The following is a 20116-nucleotide window of genomic DNA, read 5'->3' as shown; positions in this document are numbered from 1 at the left end:
GATGAGCGGGCTTTCCTATGTCGCGGTCGACTGGGGCACCAGCAGCTTCCGGCTCTGGCTGATGAGCCCCAGTGGCAAGGTGCTCGGTGAGCGCCGCAGCGATGAAGGCATGACCGCGGCAGCAGGGACCGGCTTTGCGACCGTGCTGCAATCGCATCTCGATGCGCTGGGCGCGGCGGCCGACCTGCCGGTCGTGATCTGCGGCATGGCGGGCGCGCGGCAGGGCTGGGTCGAGGCCGGCTATATCGATACGCCGGCGGATCTGTCGGACATCCTCAAGGGCGCTGTCGTGGTCAGCGGGCAGGCGCGCGATATCCGTATCCTGCCCGGGATTGCGCAGCGTGATACCGCAGCGCCCGACGTCATGCGGGGCGAGGAGACCCAGCTGCTGGGTGCGCTCGGCTTGAACGCGCCGGGCGAGGCGCTCGTCTGCATGCCGGGAACGCATTCCAAATGGGTGAGGGTCCGCGGCGGAACGGTCGAGCGCTTTGCGACCTTCATGACCGGAGAGTTGTTCAGCGCGATCGCGCGCGACACCATCCTGTCGCACGCCGTCGCCGGCGCAGAGGAGGCGGTTGACGGCGATGCGTTCCGCGCGGCCGTCGCGGAGGCATTCGCGGCGCCGGCGCTATCGGCCAATCTGCTGTTTCGCGTGCGATCGCGGCAGCTGTTGTTCGGCGGCAGCGCACAGGCCGCGCGTGAGACGATCTCGGGTACGCTGATCGGCGTCGAGCTGGCGGCGGGCCTTGCGGAGCGAAAGCAGGGAGCGCCGGTTACGCTGATCGCCTCGGGCCGGTTGCAGCGGCTCTATCAGATGGCGCTCGAATGCCTTTCGATTCCGCTCGATGCCGTGGATGCGGAGGAGGCGGTTCGCCGTGGTCTCGCCGGCGCGGCGGCGGCGATCTGGAAGAACTGAGGGATCAACGCATGAGCATTCCGTTTCCGCCGATGAAGCGACCGCTGGTCGCGATCCTGCGCGGCGTCAAGCCGGACGAGGTGCTGGGCATCGTCAGCGCGCTGCTCGACGCCGGCATGACGGCGATCGAGATTCCGCTGAACTCGTCCGAGCCGTTCCGCTCGATCGAGATCGCGGCGAAGCGCGCGCCGGCCGATGTTCTGATCGGCGCCGGCACGGTGCTGACTGCAGCAGACGTCGATCGTCTGCACGACGTCGGCGGCCGCCTCATGGTGTCGCCGAATGTCGATGTCGAGGTGCTGGCGCGCGCGCGGGACCATGCGATGATCACGATGCCCGGCGTGTTCTCGCCGACGGAAGCGCTGCTCGCCGCGCGCGCGGGGGCGTCGAGCCTGAAATTCTTTCCGGCCAGCGTGCTCGGCGCCGCCGGCATCACCGCGATCCGCGCCGTGCTGCCGCCGGATGTGACGATCGCCGCGGTCGGCGGCGTCTCGGACCAGAATTTCGCCGAGTATGTGAAAGCGGGCATTCGCGCCTTCGGTCTCGGCAGCAGCCTCTACAAGCCGGGCATGACGGCCGCGGATATTGCTGTCAGGGCAAAGGTGACGATCGAGGCGTATGATGCGGCCGTGCAGGGCGCCGGCTAGGCGCGGTGCTTTTGGCAAGCGCGCTAATCGTCCCGCTTGCCGCCGTCGATCACCCTGAACAGCGGCGCCGCCTCGCGGGGATTCTCAAGCAGCTCTTCGACCATGGCGATCGCGGCCGCGACGTATTTCCCGGTCGCGGCGTCCAGTGGCCGTTCGGCTTCGTCTGACAGCGCGAGCTTGGCGCCTTCGAGCAGCTTGCGGGTGCGGACGGCGGACTCGTCGCCGGCGGTGAGGGCGGCTCGCGCGATCGATCGCAGCACGAACAGTTCGCCCTCCAGCCGCAGCAGGCGGTCATTCAGCTTGCTCAGGACAGTGTTCAGGTTCCGCATGGCGCGCTCTCCGGCATTTGACCCGTCTTGCATACACGGTCATTCCTGACGAAATTCTTGTGGCGGCCACGCACCATTTGGTTGGTTGAATGGCGTTTCCGGTCTCCTCATGTTCCCGGTGGTCCGGCCGTTGTCATTTGACGAAGGCCTCCATGGCCCTAATAGAATGGCCGCGGTCCGGCGCGCCCGGGAAGCGCGTCAGTTTCATCCCATCGCGACGAGGGAATAGATATGAGGATTGCCGTCGAAACGACCGTTGCCGCGCCGATCGCGGATGTCTGGCGCGCCTACACGACACCCGACGACATCAAGCAGTGGAACGCGGCTTCCGACGATTGGCACACGACCGCCGCGACGGTCGACCTGCGCACCGGCGGCGCCTTCTCGTCGCGAATGGAAGCCAAGGACGGCAGCATGGGGTTCGATTTCGCCGGCACCTACACCAGGGTCGAGGAGCCCCGTCTGCTCGAATATTCTTTCGGCGATCGCAGCGCGCAGGTCGCATTCACGCCGGAGACTGGCGGCGTCAAGGTGCAGGTCAGCTTCGACAGCGAGGATACCCATTCGGTCGAGCAGCAGCGCGGCGGTTGGCAGGCGATCCTGGATAACTTCAAGCGTTACGTCGAAGCCAAGCGGCGGTCCTGATCCGGCGATCGGAGGGCGGCGTGACGTTGAAGCGACCGCGCGCGGCGATGCCGGCGAGCATCCGTCGCGAGCTCGATGCGACCGGACTGATGCAGGCGTTCAAGGCGCGCCCGCCCTATCAGCGCAACGACTATCTGCACTGGATCGGCCGCAGCGTGCGAGCTGCAACACGGCGCAAGCGGATCGACCAGATGCTGGCGGAGTTGAAAGCTGGTGGGGTGTATATGGGAATGGCGCATCGACCGAGCAAACCAAGGTGAGACTCTCGCGGGTTGATCGCTGCGCACCGTGCGTCCGCATCGCTCGCTTGATGTTTTTAGTCGTGCGAATCCTCATCGAGGAAAAAGGACGATCCCGGAATCGTCCATCGCGATCCTGAAAATATCGACGACCGAGGCGGGCACTCACAATCCCCTAAGAACGCACTCTTGGATTAAGAAACTGCGAAGCGCGCTCCCGGCGCTCACGGCATATGTTGGAACCTGCAACGCACGAACAGAAAGCGATCGGTCTCTCAATCGCCTCCGGAACTTTGTTCACGCACGGAGAACTACGGAATCGTTTCGTGCGCTGAATGATAAAGACGGCACTGATTTCACGGCACACGGCGAACATCGAAAAAGAAAGGCCTCAGCGCGTGGGCCACGCTGAGGCCAAGTAGACACTTTGGTCGTGAGGCACCGTCGCCGGCGCCTCGGTGCCTAACTTATCTTCGTTTCTGTGTTTCCAAATGGCCCATTTGGGCCATGCCGCGTGATAGCCAATTTGGGACATGCGCTGCTGGCACAAAGTGTGCATTCTTGGAGCTGTCAGGATTTTGCATCACCTTCCTGGGGCTAGGGCCAGCGCCGTTCGCATGTATTTCAAGCGGACGGCGTTGTGCATTCTGGCGACCGCGCGGGCTATCACCTGGCTGCGCTCAGGGTCAGCGGTCCACCGACCGAATCTCGAGGTTCTCGATTTTCAGGGGCGGCGTTGAGGGGACGTTCTGCTCGTTCAACGGATGCAGCGTGATCGGCGTATTCGAGCCGCCGGCGAGGACGTTGACGCCGGCGCCGTCGGCATGGGCGTAGACGCCGGCGAGATCGTCGCTTCCAAGCCACGGCACGGGCGCCATCACCTTCCAGGTCATGGCGACTTCTTGATCTCCGATCAGAACACCGAGATTGCGGATGGCCGCGACATAACGACTGTCCGGCGCGCTATCGACGTGCAGCACGCAGTTGAGGTTGGTCACCGGACCCACGACGAACCCGGTATCGGGTCCGCCACGACACTCGAGCGTTCCGGCCTGCACCTGCTGCGCATTGGCGGCTGCGAGCGGCGCAGCGAGAACCGCCGCACCACACAGAGCAGAGGCGATCGAACGGCTTGTCACACGCATGGTGCTGGACAACGCGGATCGGCGCGCAATCGGCCCATAACCCCGCGTGCGGCCTTCGCTTGTGGTTAAGAGAGCCTTAGAGATTGGTTTGATTGCTGCCGACGGTCGACGTTCGCGAGCACCGGCCAGGAAGACGACGATCAACCAACGGCGATACTTCGTCGTCGTCGTCCGGCCAACACCTCGATGGTGGATCTATCGGCGTCGAACGAGCGTGCTCGATTTCCAGGCAGGAGAGGCCGCGGCGAAGCAAGGCGACCGGTCCTGGCAATGACGCCAAGGCGTTCGGATCACGGCGGTGAGCCCGTCCCGAAAAATTACGCCGCCGGGCTCGAAATGGATTGTCCCGGCAGCGCCCTGCTCCAATCTGGGCCCGCAATCCCAGTCATGTTTGTGTCTGCAAAACCGGCGCCAAGGTTCGAGCGCCCCCGTAGTCATACGGGGACTGGCGTCCCGTGATGGACTCGTGTTGGCGACTTGTGCGCTGGCGAAGGTCCGATTGTCAGGGTGATCCACGCCGCCGCGCGAGAACGGCTGATCGCCACCGATGCTCCGCCCGATCAGCTATGGTGCTCCAGCTTCCGCATCTCCTGCAGGCGAGCCAGGCAGAAATCCCGATACAACTCGTTGATGAAATCCCACATGACCTAATCCCCTTGGTCCAATGCCGGGACGCTACGCCGGGTTTGTTTCCGGCGGGCTTCGCGGCTTCCGGAAAATGGTTTCATTGGAGGGAGCAGATTGGCGATCCCGGCAGGATTCGAACCTGCAACCCGCGGAGTAGAAATCCGCTACTCTATCCAGTTGAGCTACGGGACCGTGGCGGCCTTGTAGCACCGCCAATATGAAAAATCCGCCTTTCCGCCAAGTCCGGCCGAACCGATTTTTGTGGTCGAGCGACAAAGGCGAGCAGGGACCCGCCCTGCGTTGGCCTGTCCAGCCCGTCGCGCCGCGCGACACTGCCGCCGGGGGCTGGTCAAAGGAATGTCGGCAATGCGATCTGCGACGTTTTCGTCCGTTCATGTCCGCGCCTTCACTCCGTCACCTTTTCGCGCATTTTTGGCCCCAACGCGGCGTTCGACCGCGGGGCGTTCAGGAGCTCCATCATGATCGGATTGGTTCGTGCCGCCACGCTATGCGCCACGCTGCTGCTCGCCCTGGTGAGCGCCCAGGCCGCGGACAAGGCCTTCAGGCGCGACGATCTCGCCGATTCCGCGATCAAGCTGGAAGCCCAGATCAAGAGCGAGGCCGGCGCGGTCAACAAATCGGCCGCGACCCTGCGCACCGACGCAGACGCCGCGTTCAAGCGCAATGATTTCCGCGGCGGGCTGCAGATCCTCGGCCAGATCGCGGCGACCACGCCAGAGGACGGCGCCAACTGGCTGCGCCTCGCCCGGACGATCTTCCAGATTCGGTCGGCGAGCTCCAGCGAACAGACGTTTCTGATGGAGCGCGCCTCCACCGCCGCCTACATCGCCTATCAGCGCGCCGGCAATGCGGGCGAGGAGGCGGACGCGCTCGCCGTGCTCGGCAAGGCGCTTGCCGAGCGCAAGCTGTGGCGCCCGGCGCTGGACAGCCTGCGGCTGTCGCTCGACATGCGTGAGGTCGCCGACGTCCGCGGCCAGTACGAGAAGATGCGCGACGAGCACGGTTTCCGGCTGCTCGATTATACCGTCGATTCCGACGCGGCCTCGCCGCGCGCCTGCTTCCAGTTCTCCGAGGAGCTCGCCAAGCGGGTCGACTTCGCGCCGTATCTGGCGCTCGCCGGCACCGACAAGCCGGCCTTGTCGGCGGAAGGCCAGCAGCTCTGCGTCGACGGGCTGAAGCACGGCGAGCGCTACAACATCAATCTACGCGCCGGCCTGCCTTCGACCGTCAAGGAGACCCTGCCGAAATCGGCCGAGTTCAACATCTATGTCCGCGACCGCAAGCCGTTCGTGCGGTTCACCGGGCGGGCCTATGTGCTGCCGCGGACCGGACAGCGCGGTATCCCGGTGGTCAGCGTCAACACGCCGGCGGTCAAGGTCGACGTCTTCCGGATCGGCGACCGCAACCTGATCAACACCGTGATCGACAGCGATTTCCAGAGCACGCTGAGCCGCTACCAGCTCTCCGATCTCGGCGACCAGCGCGGCGTCAAGGTGTGGTCGGGCGAGCTTGCGACCGCCACGACGCTGAACCAGGACGTCGTCACGGCATTCCCGGTCGACCAGGCGCTCGGCGACCTGCAACCCGGTGTCTATGTCATGACCGCCGCGGCCAAGGGACCGGGCACCGACGACGACGGTACGCTGGCGACGCAATGGTTCATCGTCTCGGACATGGGCCTGTCGGCCTTCTCCGGCAATGACGGTATCCACGTCTTCGTCAACTCGCTGGCTTCGACCGAACCGGTCGCCAACGCCGACGTGAAGCTGGTCGCCCGCAACAACGAGATCCTGGCCACCCGCAAGACCGATGCCGCCGGCCACGTGCTGTTCGAGCAAGGCCTGGCCCGCGGCGAGGGCGGTTTGTCGCCGGCGCTGCTGACTGTCATGGGCGAAAAGGCCGACTACGCCTTCCTGAGCCTGAAGACCAATGCGTTCGACCTCACCGACCGCGGCGTCGCGGGCCGGGCGATCCCGGCCGGCGCGGACGCCTTCGTCTACGCCGAGCGTGGCGTCTACCGCTCCAACGAAACCGTCTATCTGACCGCGCTGCTGCGCGACGGGCAGGGCAACGCCCTGACCGGGACGCCGCTGACCATGGTGATCGAGCGCCCCGACGGCGTCGAATTCCGCCGCGCCGTGCTGCCCGACCAGGGTGCCGGCGGCCGGATGCTGGCGGTGGCGTTGAACTCTGCGGTGCCGACCGGCACGTGGCGTGTCCGCGTCTTTACCGACCCGAAGGGCTCGTCGGTCGGCGAAACCACCTTCATGGTCGAGGATTACATCCCCGAACGGGTCGAATTCGATCTGACCAGCAAGGAGAAGGTGATCAAAGCTGAAGTTCCAGTGGAACTTCAGGTCTCCGGCCACTTCCTCTACGGCGCGCCGGCCTCGGGCCTGCAGCTCGAGGGCGACATGCTGGTGGCGCCCGCGGCGAACGGCCGGCCCGGTTATGCCGGCTATCAGTTCGGCGTCGACGACGAGCAGACTGCGAGCAACGAGCGGACCCCGATCGAGGACCTGCCGGAGGCCGATGCCAACGGCGCCGCGACGTTCCCGGTGAAGCTCGAGAAGGTGCCGACCTCGACCCGGCCACAGGAGGCCCAGATCTACATCCGCATGGCGGAGACCGGCGGACGCTCGGTGGAGCGCAAGATCGTACTGCCGGTCGCCCCGGTGGCCTCGCTGATCGGCGTGAAGCCGCTGTTCGGCGACAAGAGCGTGGCCGAGGGCGACAAGGCCGAGTTCGACGTCGTGTTCGTCGCACCCGACGGCAAGCAGCTGCCGCGCAACGGACTGCGCTACGAGCTGCTGAAGCTCGAGTCGCGTTACCAGTGGTACCGGCAGAATTCGTCCTGGCAGTATGAGCCGGTCAAGTCGACCCGCCGCGTTGCCGATGGCGACGTCAATCTTGCCGCCGACAAGCCGATGCGCCTGACCTTCCAGCCGCAGCCCGGCCGCTACCGGCTCGACGTGAAATCGACCGACGCCGACGGTCCCGTCACCTCGGTACAGTTCGACGTCGGCTGGTATTCCGACGGCAGCGCCGACACGCCCGATCTGCTGGAGACCTCGATCGACAAGCCGGAATATTCCTCGGGCGACACCATGACGGTGTCGGTCAATGCGCGCACATCAGGCAAGCTGACGGTCTACGTGCTTGGCGACCGCCTGCTGACCACCCAAAGCGTCGACGTCAAGGAGGGTACCCAGCAGGTCAAGCTCCCCGTCGGCAAGGACTGGGGCACCGGCGCCTATGTCATGACGACGCTGCGTCGTCCGCTCGATGTCGCCGCCGGGCGCATGCCCGGCCGCGCGATCGGGCTGAAATGGTTCGGCATCGACAAGAAGGCGCGCACGCTTGCCGTCGAACTTTCGCCGCCAGCGTTGGTGCGGCCGGGCTCGACGCTGAAGATCCCGGTCAGGCTCGGCGGGCTCAATCCCGGCGAGGACGCCAAGGTGGTGCTGGCCGCGGTCGATGTCGGCATTCTCAATTTGACCAATTACAAGCCGCCGGCGCCGGACGACTACTACCTTGGCCAGCGCCGCCTGACCGCCGAGATCCGCGACCTCTACGGCCAGCTGATCGACGGCATGCAGGGCACCCGCGGCCAGATCCGCAGCGGCGGCGACTCCGCCGGCGCCGAGCTGCAGGGCTCGCCGCCGACGCAGAAGCCGCTCGCGCTCTATTCCGGCATCGTCACGGTCGGGCCTGACGGGACTGCCGAGGTGAGCTTCGACATCCCGGAATTCGCCGGCACCGCGCGGGTGATGGCGGTGGCGTGGAGCGCAACCAAGGTCGGCCGCGCCAATGTCGACGTGATCGTGCGCGATCCCGTGGTGGTGACCGCGACATTGCCGCGCTTCCTGCTGACCGGTGACAAGGGCACCATCAGCATGGATATCGACAATGTCGAAGGTGCAGCCGGCAACTACGCCATCAGCGTCAAGGCGAGCGGCCCGATCAAGGCTTCGGGCAATTCGACCACGACGGTGAAGCTCGCCGCCAAGCAGCGCTCCTCGCTGTCGCTGGGCCTCGAGGCCGGCGGCGCCGGACGTGCCGAGTTCGACGTCGACATCTCCGGGCCGAACGGGCTGACGCTGGCGCGGCATTATGCGCTCGACGTCAAGCCGGCGACGCAAGTGCTGGCGCGCCGCTCGATCCGCACGCTGGCGAAGGGCGAGAGCCTGACACTGACCTCGGACATGTTCTCCGATCTCGTGCCGGGCACCGGCAGCGTGTCGGTCTCGGCGAGCCTGTCGACCGCGCTCGATGCCGCGAGCATTCTGAAGGCGCTCGATCGCTATCCCTATGGCTGCTCCGAGCAGATCACGAGCCGCGCGCTGCCGCTGCTCTATGTCAATGATCTCGCCGCCGGCGCCCATCTCGCGATGGATACCGCGGTCGACCAGCGCATCCGCGACGCGATCGAACGGCTCCTCGCTCGACAAGGGTCCAACGGCTCGTTTGGTCTGTGGTCGGCGGGCGGCGACGATGCCTGGCTCGATGCCTACGTCACTGACTTCCTGACCCGGGCCCGCGAAAAGGGCTTTGCGGTGCCGGACGTGCTGTTCAAGAACGCGCTCGACCGCGTCAGGAACTCGGTGGTCAATGCCAACGAGCCGGAGAAGGACGGCGGCCGCGATCTGGCCTACGGCCTCTACGTGCTCGCGCGCAACGGCGCGGCGCCGATCGGTGATCTGCGCTATCTCGCCGACACCAAGCTGAACAATCTGGCGACCCCGATCTCCAAGGCCCAGCTTGCCGCGGCGCTTGCGCTGGTCGGCGACAAGGCGCGGGCCGAGCGGGTCTATGGTGCCGCGCTCGATGCGCTGAACCCGAAACCCGTGATCGAGTTCGGCCGGGTCGACTACGGCTCCGCATTGCGCGACGCTGCTGCGCTGGTCTCGCTTGCCGGCGAGGGCAATGCACCGCGCACCACGCTGACGCAGGCCGTGCTGCGGGTCGAGGCGGCGCGGGGACTGTCGCCCTACACCTCGACGCAGGAAAATGCGTGGATGGTGCTGGCGGCGCGGGCGCTCGCCAAGGAAACGCTGGCGCTCGATATCAACGGCCAGCCGGTCAAGACCGCGGTCTATCGCAGCTACAAGGCCGAGGAGATGACCGGCCAGCCGCTCAGGATCACCAATACCGGAGACGCACCTGTGCAGGCGGTGATCTCGGTGTCGGGCTCGCCGGTCACGCCGGAGCCGGCGGCCTCCAACGGGTTCAAGATCGAGCGCAGCTATTTCACGCTCGATGGCAAGCCGGCCGATGTCGCCAAGGCGAAACAGAATGACCGCTTCGCGGTTGTCCTGAAGGTCACGGAAGCAAAACCGGAGTTTGGGCACATCATGGTGGCCGACTATCTGCCGGCCGGGCTCGAGATCGACAACCCGAACCTGGTGTCGTCGGGGGATTCCGGCACGCTCGGTTGGATCGAGGACGGCGTCGAGCCGAAGAACACCGAGTTCCGCGATGACCGCTTCACGGCGGCGATCGACCGGGGCGCCAACGACAAATCGGTGTTCACCGTCGCTTATGTCGTGCGCGCGGTGTCGCCGGGCAAATATGTGCTGCCGCAGGCCTATGTCGAGGACATGTACAATTCCTCGCGCTATGGCCGCAGCGGAACCGGTGCGGTTGAGGTGAAGCCGGCGAAATGAACGGAACGTTGAGGACAGCACCAGTACGCGGATCGCGCTGGCCACGGATCAAGACGGTCCTTGCGATCTGTGCCGTCGCGACGCTGAGCGCAGCCGGCGCATTCGCCGCCTGGGTCGTGTCGCTCGGGCCGCTGCCGCTCGACAAGGCCCAGCAGGTCTCGACCACGGTGATCGATCGCAACGGCAAGCTGTTGCGCGCCTATGCGATGGCAGACGGGCGCTGGCGGCTGCCGATCGACGCGAAGACGTCCGTCGATCCCACCTATCTGAAGCTCTTGTTCGCCTATGAGGACAAGCGCTTCTATGAGCATCACGGCATCGATCCACTGGCGTTGTCGCGCGCCGCATTCCAGCTGCTCACGAGCGGCCATATCGTCTCGGGCGGTTCGACGATCACGATGCAGCTGGCGCGGCTGATCGAGCCGCGCCACCAGCGCTCGGTCTACGCAAAGCTGCGGCAGATGGTGCGCGCGGTCGAACTGGAGCGGCAGCTTTCGAAAGACCAGATCCTCGATCTCTATCTTGCGCTGGCGCCGTTCGGCGGCAATCTCGAGGGCATCCGCGCCGCCTCGATCGCCTATTTCGGCAAGGAGCCGAAGCGGCTGTCGCTCGCCGAGGCCGCACTGCTGGTGGCGCTGCCGCAATCGCCGGAGCGGCGGCGGCTCGATCGTTACCCGGACGCGGCCCACGCCGCGCGCGACCGCGTGCTCGAGCGCATGGTCGAGGATGGTGTGGTGTCGAAGGACGATGCCGCGCAGGCCACGGCGACGGCGGTGCCGAAGATGCGCAAGCAGATTCCGATCCTGGCGCCGCATTCGTCCGATCAGGCGATCGCGACGATGAAGGGTGCGCCCGTCGTCAAGCTGACGCTCGACGCCACGCTGCAACGGAACCTGGAGGCGCTAGCGCGCGACCGCGCCATCGCGCAGGGGCCTGACGTCTCGGTCGCGATCGTCGTGGTCGACAATGAGACGGGTGATGTGCTCGCGCGCGTCGGCTCGGCGGATTATTTCGACGAGCGGCGGGCCGGGCAGGTCGACATGACGCGCGCCGTGCGCTCGCCTGGCTCGACCTTGAAGCCGTTCATCTATGGGCTCGCCTTCGAGGATGGCTTTGTCCATCCCGACAGCCTGATCGAGGACCGGCCGATCCGCTTCGGCACCTACGCGCCGGAAAATTTCGACATGACGTTCCAGGGCACGGTGCCGATCCGCAAGGCGCTGCAATTGTCGCTCAACGTGCCGGCGATCGCGCTGCTCGACCGGGTCGGTGCCAGCCGGCTGTCGTCGCGACTGAAGCAGGCCGGCACCAGTCTCGTGCTGCCGAAGGACGAGGCACCGGGCCTTGCGATGGGTCTCGGCGGTGTCGGCATCACGCTGCAGGATCTCGCCCAGCTCTATTCCGGCCTGGCGCGGCTTGGCGCGACCAAGCCGCTGCGCGAGATCATGCAGGCCAATGACGGCCGCGACACGATGCGGCTGATGGATCAGGCTGCGGCCTGGCAGGTCGGCAATGTCCTGCTCGGCACGCCGCCGCCGGAGAACGGCGTGCACAACCGGATCGCGTTCAAGACCGGCACCAGCTACGGCTATCGCGATGCCTGGTCGGTCGGCTTCGACGGCCGCGTCACGATCGGCGTCTGGGTCGGCCGTCCCGACGGCGCGCCGGTGCCGGGTCTGGTCGGCCGTACGGCCGCGGCACCGATTCTGTTCGACGCCTTTGCGCGCACCGGCAAAATCCCGGCGGCATTGCCGAAGCCGCCACGCGGCGTTCTGGTCGCCTCCAACGCGAAACTGCCGCCGCCGCTGCGCCGCTTCCGGCCGCTCGGCGAACTGGTCCGCAGCGGCAGCGACCAGGCTCCGCACATCCAGTTTCCGCTGAACGGCTCGCGCATCGATGTCGATCATTCCGAGGACGGCCGTAATGCCGCGCTGCCGGTCAAGGTCGCCGGCGGGGTGCTGCCGCTGACGGTGCTCGTGAATGGTGTCTCAGCCGGGGACATCGACAGCCGGCGGCAGCGCCTGATCGACCCGCCCGGGCCGGGCTTCGCCCGGCTCACCGTGATCGACGCCACGGGTGCCGCGGATACCGTTGTGATCCGCGTGCAATGATCGCACGGGAAAGCGGAGCGGCACGGTCGGAAAGCGGAACAGCACAGTTGTTTGCGCTGCGGTTTCATCGTATGCGAAACCCATGGTGGATGGCCTCCAACCCCGGCGCTTCGGAGCAGGGCAACAGTCTGTAAAACCTGCGCATTCGAGCCGCAGGCTGTTCATGGCGTTCGAGTTCGCAACGGCCAGCCAATGGCGTTCGATCCTGTTCCTGACGCTGGCCTGCCTGGTGCTGTTCCTGCCGGGCTTCTTCACCATCCCGCCGATCGACCGTGACGAGGTCCGCTTTGCCCAGGCGACCAAGCAGATGGTCGAGAGCGGCGATTTCGTCGACATCCGCTTCCAGGACGACGTCCGTTACAAGAAACCGGTCGGCATCTACTGGATGCAGGCGGCGGCGCTGAAGACCGTCTCCGCGCTCGGGGTGCCGCGCGCCCAGGTCCGCATCTGGGTCTACCGCCTGCCGTCCCTGATCGGCGCCATCGGCGCCGTTTTGCTGACCTATTGGACGGCGCTGGCCTTCGTGACGCGGCAGGGGGCGGTGCTGGCCGCCCTGATGATGGCGAGCTGCGTGTTGCTCGGGGTCGAAGCCCGGCTCGCCAAGACCGACGCGATGCTGCTGCTGACGGTCACCGCGGCGATGGGCGCGATGGCGCGGGTCTATCTGTCGTGGCAGCGCGGCGAGGACCCCGCGCACCCGTCATGGGTCCCGCCGGCGGTCTTCTGGACGGCGCTGGCGGTCGGCATCCTGCTCAAGGGGCCGCTGATCCTGATGTTCGTCGGCCTTGCGATGGCGGGGCTTGCGATTCTCGATCGATCGGCGGCCTGGTTCTGGCGCATGCGCCCGGTCTGGGGCCTGATGTGGACCCTGGTGCTGGTGCTGCCGTGGTTCGTGCTGATCTTCCTGCGCGCCGGCGAGACCTTCTTTGCCGACTCGGTCGGCGGCGACATGCTGAGCAAGCTCGGTGCACAGGAATCCCACGGTGCGCCGCCTGGAATCTATCTCCTGCTGTTCTGGATCACGTTCTGGCCCGGTGCGCCGCTGGCCGGCATGGCGGCGCCTGCGGTTTGGCGGGCGCGGCGCGAGCCCGGTGCGCAGTTCCTGCTGGCCTGGCTGATCCCGTCCTGGATCGTGTTCGAGGCCGTGCTGACCAAGCTGCCGCATTACGTGCTGCCGCTCTATCCGGCGATCGCGATCCTGACGGTCGGTGCGCTGGAGCGGCGCGTGCTGTCGCGCTCGCCCTGGCTGTTGCGGGGCGCCGCCTGGTGGTTCGCGATCCCCGCCTTCGGCGCGGTGCTGGTGATCGTCGGCGCGATCAAGGCGATCCATCAGCCGGTGTTTCCGGCCTGGCCGTTGTTCGCCGTCGCGATGGTGTTCGGCCTGATCGCGTGGTGGTTGTTCGAGGACAGCCGCGCCGAGCGCTCGCTGCTCAATGCGGTGGTCGCCGCGGCTCTGATGGCAGCCGGCACCTATGGCGTGGTGCTGCCGCGGCTCACCACCGTATTTCCGAGCCAGGAGGTCGCACGCGCCTTGCGTAACGTGACCTGCGTCGGCCCGAAGGCGGCAGCCGCCGGCTTCCACGAGCCGAGCCTCGTCTTCATGACCGATACCTCGACGCTGCTCACCGACGGATCGGGCGCCGCGGATTTCCTCGGGCAGGGCTCCTGCCGCTTCGCGCTGGTCGAACAGCGCTCGGAGCGCGCCTTCGTGCAGCGCGCCGAGGCGATCGGCCTGCGCTACAACGCACCGGTGCGCGTCGAGGGCTACAACATCTCGCAGGGCAAGGCGGTCTCGATCGCGATCTTCCGTTCCGAAGGGACGGAATGACATGCCGGCGCTGCCAGCGACCCCGGAATCCGCCAACTATTTCGCACGATTGCTGACGCTGGTTTGGCTTTCCCTCGCCCAGCTCGTGCGGGCGCCGTCGCATTCGCGCCGCGCCCAGGCGGCGCGCCGCTCCGCGCGCCACGGACTTTTGCTCGTCGTCATTGTCGGCGCCGTGATCATCACGCTGATGTATGCTTTCGATGTGACCGAGATCAGTCTGATGCCGCCACGCGGCACGCCGAGTCTCTGGTGGGTGAAGACGCTCACCGACTTCGGCAAGGACGAGTATGTGCTGTGCGCGCTTGGCCTGCTGCTGATCGCGGTCGCGTTGGCGGCGCCTGCGCTGCGTGGCGTGCCGCGCGCCACCTTGCTCGGCCTCGGGACGAGGCTGCAATACCTGTTTCTGTCGGTCGTGCTCTCGGTCGCTGTCGGTGAATTGATCAAGTGGATCGTCGGCCGCGGGCGGCCCTTTGTCGGCGGCAAGGCCAATGCCTTCAACTTCCAGCATTTCGCCGGCACCGAGGCCTATTCAAGCTTTCCGTCGGGACATTCGATCACCGCGTTCGCACTGGCCTTTGCCGTGTCCGCGGTGTGGCCCCGTGCACGGTTCGCGATGCTGGTCTATGCGCTGGTGATCGCCGCGACCCGGCTTGTGCTGCTGGCGCATCATCCGAGCGACGTGGTGGCCGGTGCGCTGGTCGGGGTGATCGGCGCAATGGTCGTGCGCTACTGGTTCGCCGCCCGCCGCCTTGGTTTTGCCATTCATCGCGACGGCACCGTGTTGGCGCTGTCAGGACCGTCGGACGGGCGTCTCAAAAGGGTTGCGAGGAGCGCCTTCGCCCCATAAAAGCGGTCGCCCGACGGTCGGATCGGGCTGGTTCCATCGCCGACAATACCAACCACGAGTGCCGATTTGCCTGCTCCCGACCAGACGCCGGTCGCCGTTTCCATCGTCGTGCCTGTGCGCAACGAGGCGGACAATATCGCGCCGCTGATCGCCGAGATCGCGGCCGCGCTCGACGGACGCTGGGCCTACGAGATCATCTACATCAATGACGGTTCGACCGATGCCACCGGCGAACGGCTGAGCGCGGTCATGGCCGAGCGGCGCAATCTCCGGCAGCTCCGCCACGCCGTCTCGTCGGGCCAGTCAGCGGCCGTGCGCAGCGGCGTGCGCGCCGCGCGCGGCGCGATCGTGGCGACGCTCGACGGTGACGGCCAGAACAATCCGGCCTTCCTGCCGGACCTGATCGCGGCGGTCGAGAGCGGCAATGGCCGCGTCGGCCTCGCCGCGGGCCAGCGCGTCGGGCGCAAGGACACCGGCTTCAAGAAGCTGCAATCGCGCATCGCCAACACGGTGCGCGGCATCATCCTGCGCGACGGCACCCGCGACACCGGATGCGGCCTGAAGGCGTTTCCGCGCGAGGTGTTTCTGGCGATGCCTTACTTCGACGGGCTGCATCGTTTTCTTCCGGCACTGGTCCGCCGCGAGGGGCTGACGATTGCCTATGTCGACGTCGTCGACCGACCGCGCCATTCCGGCGTGTCGAACTATGGATTCTTCGACCGGCTCTGGATCGGGATCATGGATCTCGCCGGCGTGTGGTGGCTGATCCGCCGCAAGAAGCCGACGCCGGTCGTCACTGAAGTGGTCGCCGAAGTGCCCGATGTCACCGGCGTGCCGGGCGTGACCGAGGTGAAGTGATGCTGATTCAGTACGGTCAGGCGCTGAGCGCCTATCTCTACGACGTGTTCATCGCCAAGTTCGATTTCTGGCTGGCGTTCGGCCTGATCGCGCAACTGTTCTTCACCGCGCGCTTCCTCGTGCAGTGGATTTCCAGCGAACGCGCCGGCCAGAGCGTGGTGCCGATGGCGTTCTGGTTCTTTTCGATGGGCGGCGGCCTGATGACGCTGATCTACGGGCTTGCCAAGCGCGAGCCCGTCATCATCATCGGGCAGGGTCTGGCCACGCTGATCTACATCCGCAACATCATGCTGATCGTGAAGAACCGCGGCCGCGGGTCGAAGACGCTCGATAGCTGATTGCCGTCATTGTCAGCCCGGATCAATTGCGACCGGATCTGAACCAAGGTCAAAGATTCGCCCCAAGGCGCATGGCATCTACGCCCTGCCGTGGGCGTGGCGGCATCTCGAGACCGTGCCCCAGGGGATGAGGGGCGTTGATGGCCAGCCGTGACGAAGCGACGAAAGCGGGTGGTCTATCCGGCTCCCGCGATGTTCCGTCGCTTGACGAGCCGCCGCTGACCGGCGAGCGCAAATTGCCTGACCGGCGCGCCGTCAGTTTCCGCTGGATGAGGGGGACGATTCTGATCGGATCCGCTGCCGTCGCTCTTCTTGCTGGCGCGCTTCGCGGGGCGTTTGGCGATCACGCGCGATTCGCAGCCGCGCCGGTCGTGTCGCTTCCGCGCTTCGCAGGGCAGGTGGTTGACGAGGCGCGGCGCGGCGATCGTCTCGACCGCAGGCTCGGCTCGCAGGGCAATTCCGCTGCGCTCAAGATTGAGCAGCTGAGCGATGCCGGCGCGGTCCGTCGATTTACCCGCGTGTCAGCGCGGCTCGCGGAGATCGATCTCGAACCACGACAGGAAGCGCGGCGAGACGAAAAGGACGAGGCGCGACCGGGCTCGCAACGAGACCTGCTGTCGGAACTGCCGGCCATCATACGGACAGGTCCATCGCGCCGCCCGCTGCCGGGCGGCACCAGCGCCTATGCTGACGGTGAGGACGTGCCGCATCCGCCGGCTCCGATCGGTGAGGCTGTCAACGTCACCAACCTTCCGAAGTCTCCTTCGTCGTCGCGTCACCGGCGACATGTCATTATCGCGAGAAGCGGCGATACGCTGTCCGCCATTCTGCGGGCGCTGGCGGCGGCCGCGGAGGACGCGCCGGCGATCCTCGCGGCTTTCCCGTCGCCGGGCGCTCGAGAGACGCTGTCCGGTGGCGACAAAATCACGGTCATCGAACAGGGCGAAGACGCCGGTTCGGCGCGCGGCCATGTCGCGAAAGTGTCGATCGAACGGGCCGGCTCCAATGTGTCCGCCGTCGGTCGCACCGATGGCGGAGAGTACCAGGCGATCGTGCCGGAACAGCCGGATATCACCTCGCGGAGCGAGAGCCCGCTGCGTGAGTCGATCGCTACGCATTCCGTTCCGGGCGAAACGCTCCGTGACGGGCTTAACGCGCTTGCGCGCTCCAACCACGTCGATCAGGGGATCGTTGCTGAACTGATGCGGCTCTGTGGCCGCGATTTCGATCTCGACGAGCCGCTCGGCGACGCCGATGTGGCTGAGATCATCTACGCGCCGAACGACATCGGTCAGCCGGAATTGGTCTTCATTGACTTGACGGCGGGCGGGCAGGCCCGCCGGTACTATCGCTTCACGGCACCGGACGATGGCAGCTCCGATTTCTATGACGAGACTGGCCAGTCCATCACCAAATTCCTGTTGCGCAAGCCGGTCGTGAGCGGGCGGCTCGGCGACGGCTTTGGCTGGCGGATTCATCCGATCCTTGGCGACCGCCGCTTCCATGAGGGCGTCGATTATGCGGCGCCCTATGGGTCGCCCATCGCGGCCGCGGGCGCCGGCGTGGTCGAGACCGAAGGGTACGAACGGGGGTACGGGAAATATATCCGCGTGCGGCACGACCGCGGCTATGAGACGACCTATGCCCACGTCGCGAGCTTCCCGTCCGGGCTGAAGATCGGAGACCGCGTTCGTCAGGGCGAGACGATCGCCTTTGTCGGATCGACCGGTCTCTCGACCGGACCGCATCTCTATTACGAGGTGCGGATCAACGGCCGCAACGTCGATCCGCTTCGGATGAAGCTGTCAGGCGGCCGGCTGCTGCAAGGCGACCTGCTCGGGGCCTTCGATCGCCAGCGTGACAGCATCAACCAACTTGCTGCCGTCTCCGCGCTTCCTCAGCGGCGTTCCGGCTCCGAACATCGGCCGCCGACATAGCGAGCGCAGATCGCATCACGCCATGCTGCCGCGGCGGGCCTTGCCGGGGTCAGGAGCCCGGAGAGCTCGAAGGCACGGGCGCCGCAACGTCGGTCGTCGCCATCGTGCTCTCGCGATCGGCGGCGGTCTCGCCGGCGGCATCGAGCACGGGATAGGCGACCGAGCAGATATGCGAATGGATGCGGCGAAGATCGCGCAGCACGTCGAGATGCAGCGAAGTGGTCTCGATGGTTTCGGGCCGGCCTTCGCGCAGACGCTCCAGATGACGCTCGACGGCGGCCAATTCGGCCGCGCGCAGCGCCGCCTTCTCGGTGAGCAGCTTGCGCGCCTCGTTGGCGTCGCCCGACATGAACACGCCGAACGCGATCCGCAGCGAGTCGATCGTGCGCTTGTGGAACGCCGACAGTTCCTCGGCGCCTTCGGTGGAGAATTGCAGGCGATGCTTGATCTTCTTGGTCGCGAGCTCGCTCAGGTTCTTGTCGACGATGTCGCCGATATGTTCGAGATTGATCGCGAACGCGACGATCTCCATCGCGCGCTGGCCCTCGCGCTCGTCCAGGCTGCCGCGGGTGAGTTTCGTGACGTAAAGCTTGATCGCCTCGTTCAGCCGGTCGACGGTGTTGTCCATCTTCGAGACCTGATCGACCAGGGCGCGATCGTTGGTCAGCATCGCCGCCATCACCTTGCGCAGCATGGCCTCGGTGTGATCGCCCATATGCAGCACTTCGCGCGCCGCATCGGCCAGCGCCAGTGAAGGCGTCTCCAGCGCGCTCTCGTCGAGATAGCGCGGCCGTGATGGATCGGTCTCCTGCGCTCGCTTCGGCAACAGACGCTCGAGCAGCCGCGCCATGTGATCGAGCACGCCGATGAACAGCAGCGCAGTCGCAACGTTGAAGGCGATGTGGAACAGCGCCGTCGCCTTGGCGAGATCGGGTTGCCAGGCGTAGATGATCTCGGTGATCGGGCGCAGGAACGGCGCCACCAGCAGGATGCCGACGACGCGGTTGACGAGGTTGCCGACCGGCAGCCGGTAGCTCGCCGGATTGTCGCGCCGCGCGCCCTCCAGCAACGGATTGATGGCGCTGCCGAGGTTGGCGCCGAGCACCAGCGCAAAAGCGGCATAGGGCGAGATGAACTGGGAAAAGGCCAGCGACATCACCAGCAGCACGCTGGCGACACTGGAATGGACCAGCCAGGTGACGACGGCGCCGATCAGGATGCAGAGCACGGGATCGCCGGTGATCGCGCCCAGAAAGACGCGCACGCCCGGGGCATTCTCGGCGGGCGCCATCGTATCGAGCAGGATGTGCAGCGCCAGCAGCATCAGGCCGAGGCCGATCGAGACGCGGCCGAGATCCTTGATCCGGGAGCGCGGCCCGCTGCGGAACGCGACGAGGCCGACAATGAACAGAACCGGCGCGATGGCGGCGACGTTGAACGACAGCACCTGCACGATCAGCGTGGTACCGATATTGGCGCCGAGCATGATCGCGAGCGCCGGCACCAGGCTGACGATCTCTTCGGCGGCGAAGGAACTGGTGATCAGGGCAGTCGCGGTCGAGCTCTGGAGCAGGGCGGTCAGGCCGAGACCGGCGCCAAGGGCGGTAAAGCGATTGCGCAGCGCCCGGGCAAGCAGCAACCGCAAATCCGGTCCGAAGGCACGCAGAATCCCGCTATGGACCATGTGCAGGCCCCACAGCAGGAGCGCCACGCCTCCCATCAGATCGAGCAGAACAATGCTTCCCATGCTTCCTGGCATCCCGGCGAATTCGAGTCGAAAGGATATAGGTATCGTCTATCGACTGGCGATCAACCCCTTTTTGTTCTCATGCGATCCCGGGCGGGAGCGACGCACGCCGCTGAGTGGATCGGCCGATCGGGAGGTGTCATTCGATCTACAGCATCAATCTCCAACTATTCAATCTTAGATTGATCCAGGCTTCCGGGGCCCGGCGAGGGCGC

The 20116-nt window shown here is 66.1% G+C and carries 14 protein-coding genes and 1 tRNA gene; 11 read left to right on the top strand and 4 right to left on the bottom strand.

Translation table 11 applies throughout. The annotated features are described in order from the left end of the window. Position 1: 1 nt before the first annotated feature. Together AC1VNY_RS24930 and AC1VNY_RS24925 are read left to right on the top strand one after the other, a co-directional pair. The gene (locus AC1VNY_RS24930) at positions 2 to 916 is read left to right on the top strand and encodes a 2-dehydro-3-deoxygalactonokinase (protein ID WP_482407147.1); all 915 of its coding nucleotides are present in this window, start codon (positions 2 to 4) and stop codon (positions 914 to 916) included. 11 nt (positions 917 to 927) lie between these two features. Continuing rightward, positions 928 to 1563: a 2-dehydro-3-deoxy-6-phosphogalactonate aldolase gene (locus AC1VNY_RS24925; RefSeq protein ID WP_482407146.1), complete on the top strand. Its 636-nt coding sequence runs from the start codon at positions 928 to 930 to the stop codon at positions 1561 to 1563. Positions 1564 to 1586: 23 nt separating this feature from the next. On the opposite strand, the gene AC1VNY_RS24920 is transcribed toward AC1VNY_RS24925, so the two are convergent. Further along, entirely contained in the window at positions 1587 to 1892 is a 306-nt protein-coding gene (locus tag AC1VNY_RS24920; protein ID WP_028339727.1) for a hypothetical protein, read from the bottom strand. Positions 1893 to 2123: 231 nt separating this feature from the next. Between AC1VNY_RS24920 and AC1VNY_RS24915 the strand changes: the two genes are divergently transcribed. Both AC1VNY_RS24915 and AC1VNY_RS24910 read left to right on the top strand, forming a co-directional pair. After that, positions 2124 to 2537, top strand: coding sequence for an SRPBCC family protein (locus AC1VNY_RS24915; RefSeq protein ID WP_016842508.1), 414 nt, complete (start codon positions 2124 to 2126; stop codon positions 2535 to 2537). Positions 2538 to 2557: 20 nt separating this feature from the next. After that, positions 2558 to 2797, top strand: a complete 240-nt coding sequence (locus AC1VNY_RS24910; protein WP_038385180.1) for a YdeI/OmpD-associated family protein — start codon at positions 2558 to 2560, stop codon at positions 2795 to 2797. 665 nt (positions 2798 to 3462) lie between these two features. Here AC1VNY_RS24910 and AC1VNY_RS24905 read toward each other — a convergent pair. Next, on the bottom strand, positions 3463 to 4065 hold the full coding sequence (locus AC1VNY_RS24905) for a DUF992 domain-containing protein (protein WP_482407145.1): 603 nt from the start codon (positions 4063 to 4065) through the stop codon (positions 3463 to 3465). Positions 4066 to 4663: 598 nt separating this feature from the next. Continuing rightward, a tRNA-Arg gene (locus AC1VNY_RS24900) sits at positions 4664 to 4740 on the bottom strand. 287 nt (positions 4741 to 5027) lie between these two features. On the opposite strand from AC1VNY_RS24900, the gene AC1VNY_RS24895 reads away from it, so the two are divergent. The 7 genes from AC1VNY_RS24895 (at position 5028) to AC1VNY_RS24865 (ending at position 18154) form a co-directional block, all read left to right on the top strand. Continuing rightward, entirely contained in the window at positions 5028 to 10235 is a 5208-nt protein-coding gene (locus AC1VNY_RS24895; protein ID WP_482407144.1) for an alpha-2-macroglobulin family protein, read from the top strand. Continuing rightward, positions 10232 to 12346: a penicillin-binding protein 1C gene (gene pbpC, locus AC1VNY_RS24890; RefSeq protein ID WP_482407143.1), complete on the top strand. Its 2115-nt coding sequence runs from the start codon at positions 10232 to 10234 to the stop codon at positions 12344 to 12346. Before AC1VNY_RS24895 ends, pbpC begins: the two co-directional genes overlap by 4 nt. A 163-nt stretch (positions 12347 to 12509) precedes the next feature. After that, positions 12510 to 14174, top strand: coding sequence for an ArnT family glycosyltransferase (locus tag AC1VNY_RS24885; RefSeq protein WP_482407142.1), 1665 nt, complete (start codon positions 12510 to 12512; stop codon positions 14172 to 14174). Position 14175: 1 nt separating this feature from the next. Continuing rightward, entirely contained in the window at positions 14176 to 15021 is an 846-nt protein-coding gene (locus AC1VNY_RS24880; RefSeq protein WP_482407141.1) for a phosphatase PAP2 family protein, read from the top strand. 66 nt (positions 15022 to 15087) lie between these two features. Further along, on the top strand, positions 15088 to 15879 hold the full coding sequence (locus tag AC1VNY_RS24875) for a glycosyltransferase family 2 protein (RefSeq protein WP_482407140.1): 792 nt from the start codon (positions 15088 to 15090) through the stop codon (positions 15877 to 15879). Continuing rightward, the gene (locus AC1VNY_RS24870; RefSeq protein ID WP_016845896.1) at positions 15879 to 16217 is read left to right on the top strand and encodes a lipid-A-disaccharide synthase N-terminal domain-containing protein; all 339 of its coding nucleotides are present in this window, start codon (positions 15879 to 15881) and stop codon (positions 16215 to 16217) included. The genes AC1VNY_RS24875 and AC1VNY_RS24870 overlap by 1 nt, the downstream gene beginning before the upstream one ends. 140 nt (positions 16218 to 16357) lie before the next feature. Beyond that, a complete protein-coding gene (locus tag AC1VNY_RS24865; RefSeq protein ID WP_482407139.1) occupies positions 16358 to 18154 on the top strand; it encodes a peptidoglycan DD-metalloendopeptidase family protein in 1797 nt (598 codons plus the stop codon). Positions 18155 to 18203: 49 nt separating this feature from the next. Here AC1VNY_RS24865 and AC1VNY_RS24860 read toward each other — a convergent pair whose 3' ends face one another. Continuing rightward, on the bottom strand, positions 18204 to 19901 hold the full coding sequence (locus AC1VNY_RS24860) for a Na/Pi cotransporter family protein (RefSeq protein ID WP_028339753.1): 1698 nt from the start codon (positions 19899 to 19901) through the stop codon (positions 18204 to 18206). Positions 19902 to 20116: the final 215 nt, after the last annotated feature.

Source organism: Bradyrhizobium ferriligni, from assembly GCF_056837965.1.
This window is presented reverse-complemented; position numbering and strand designations above follow the sequence as displayed.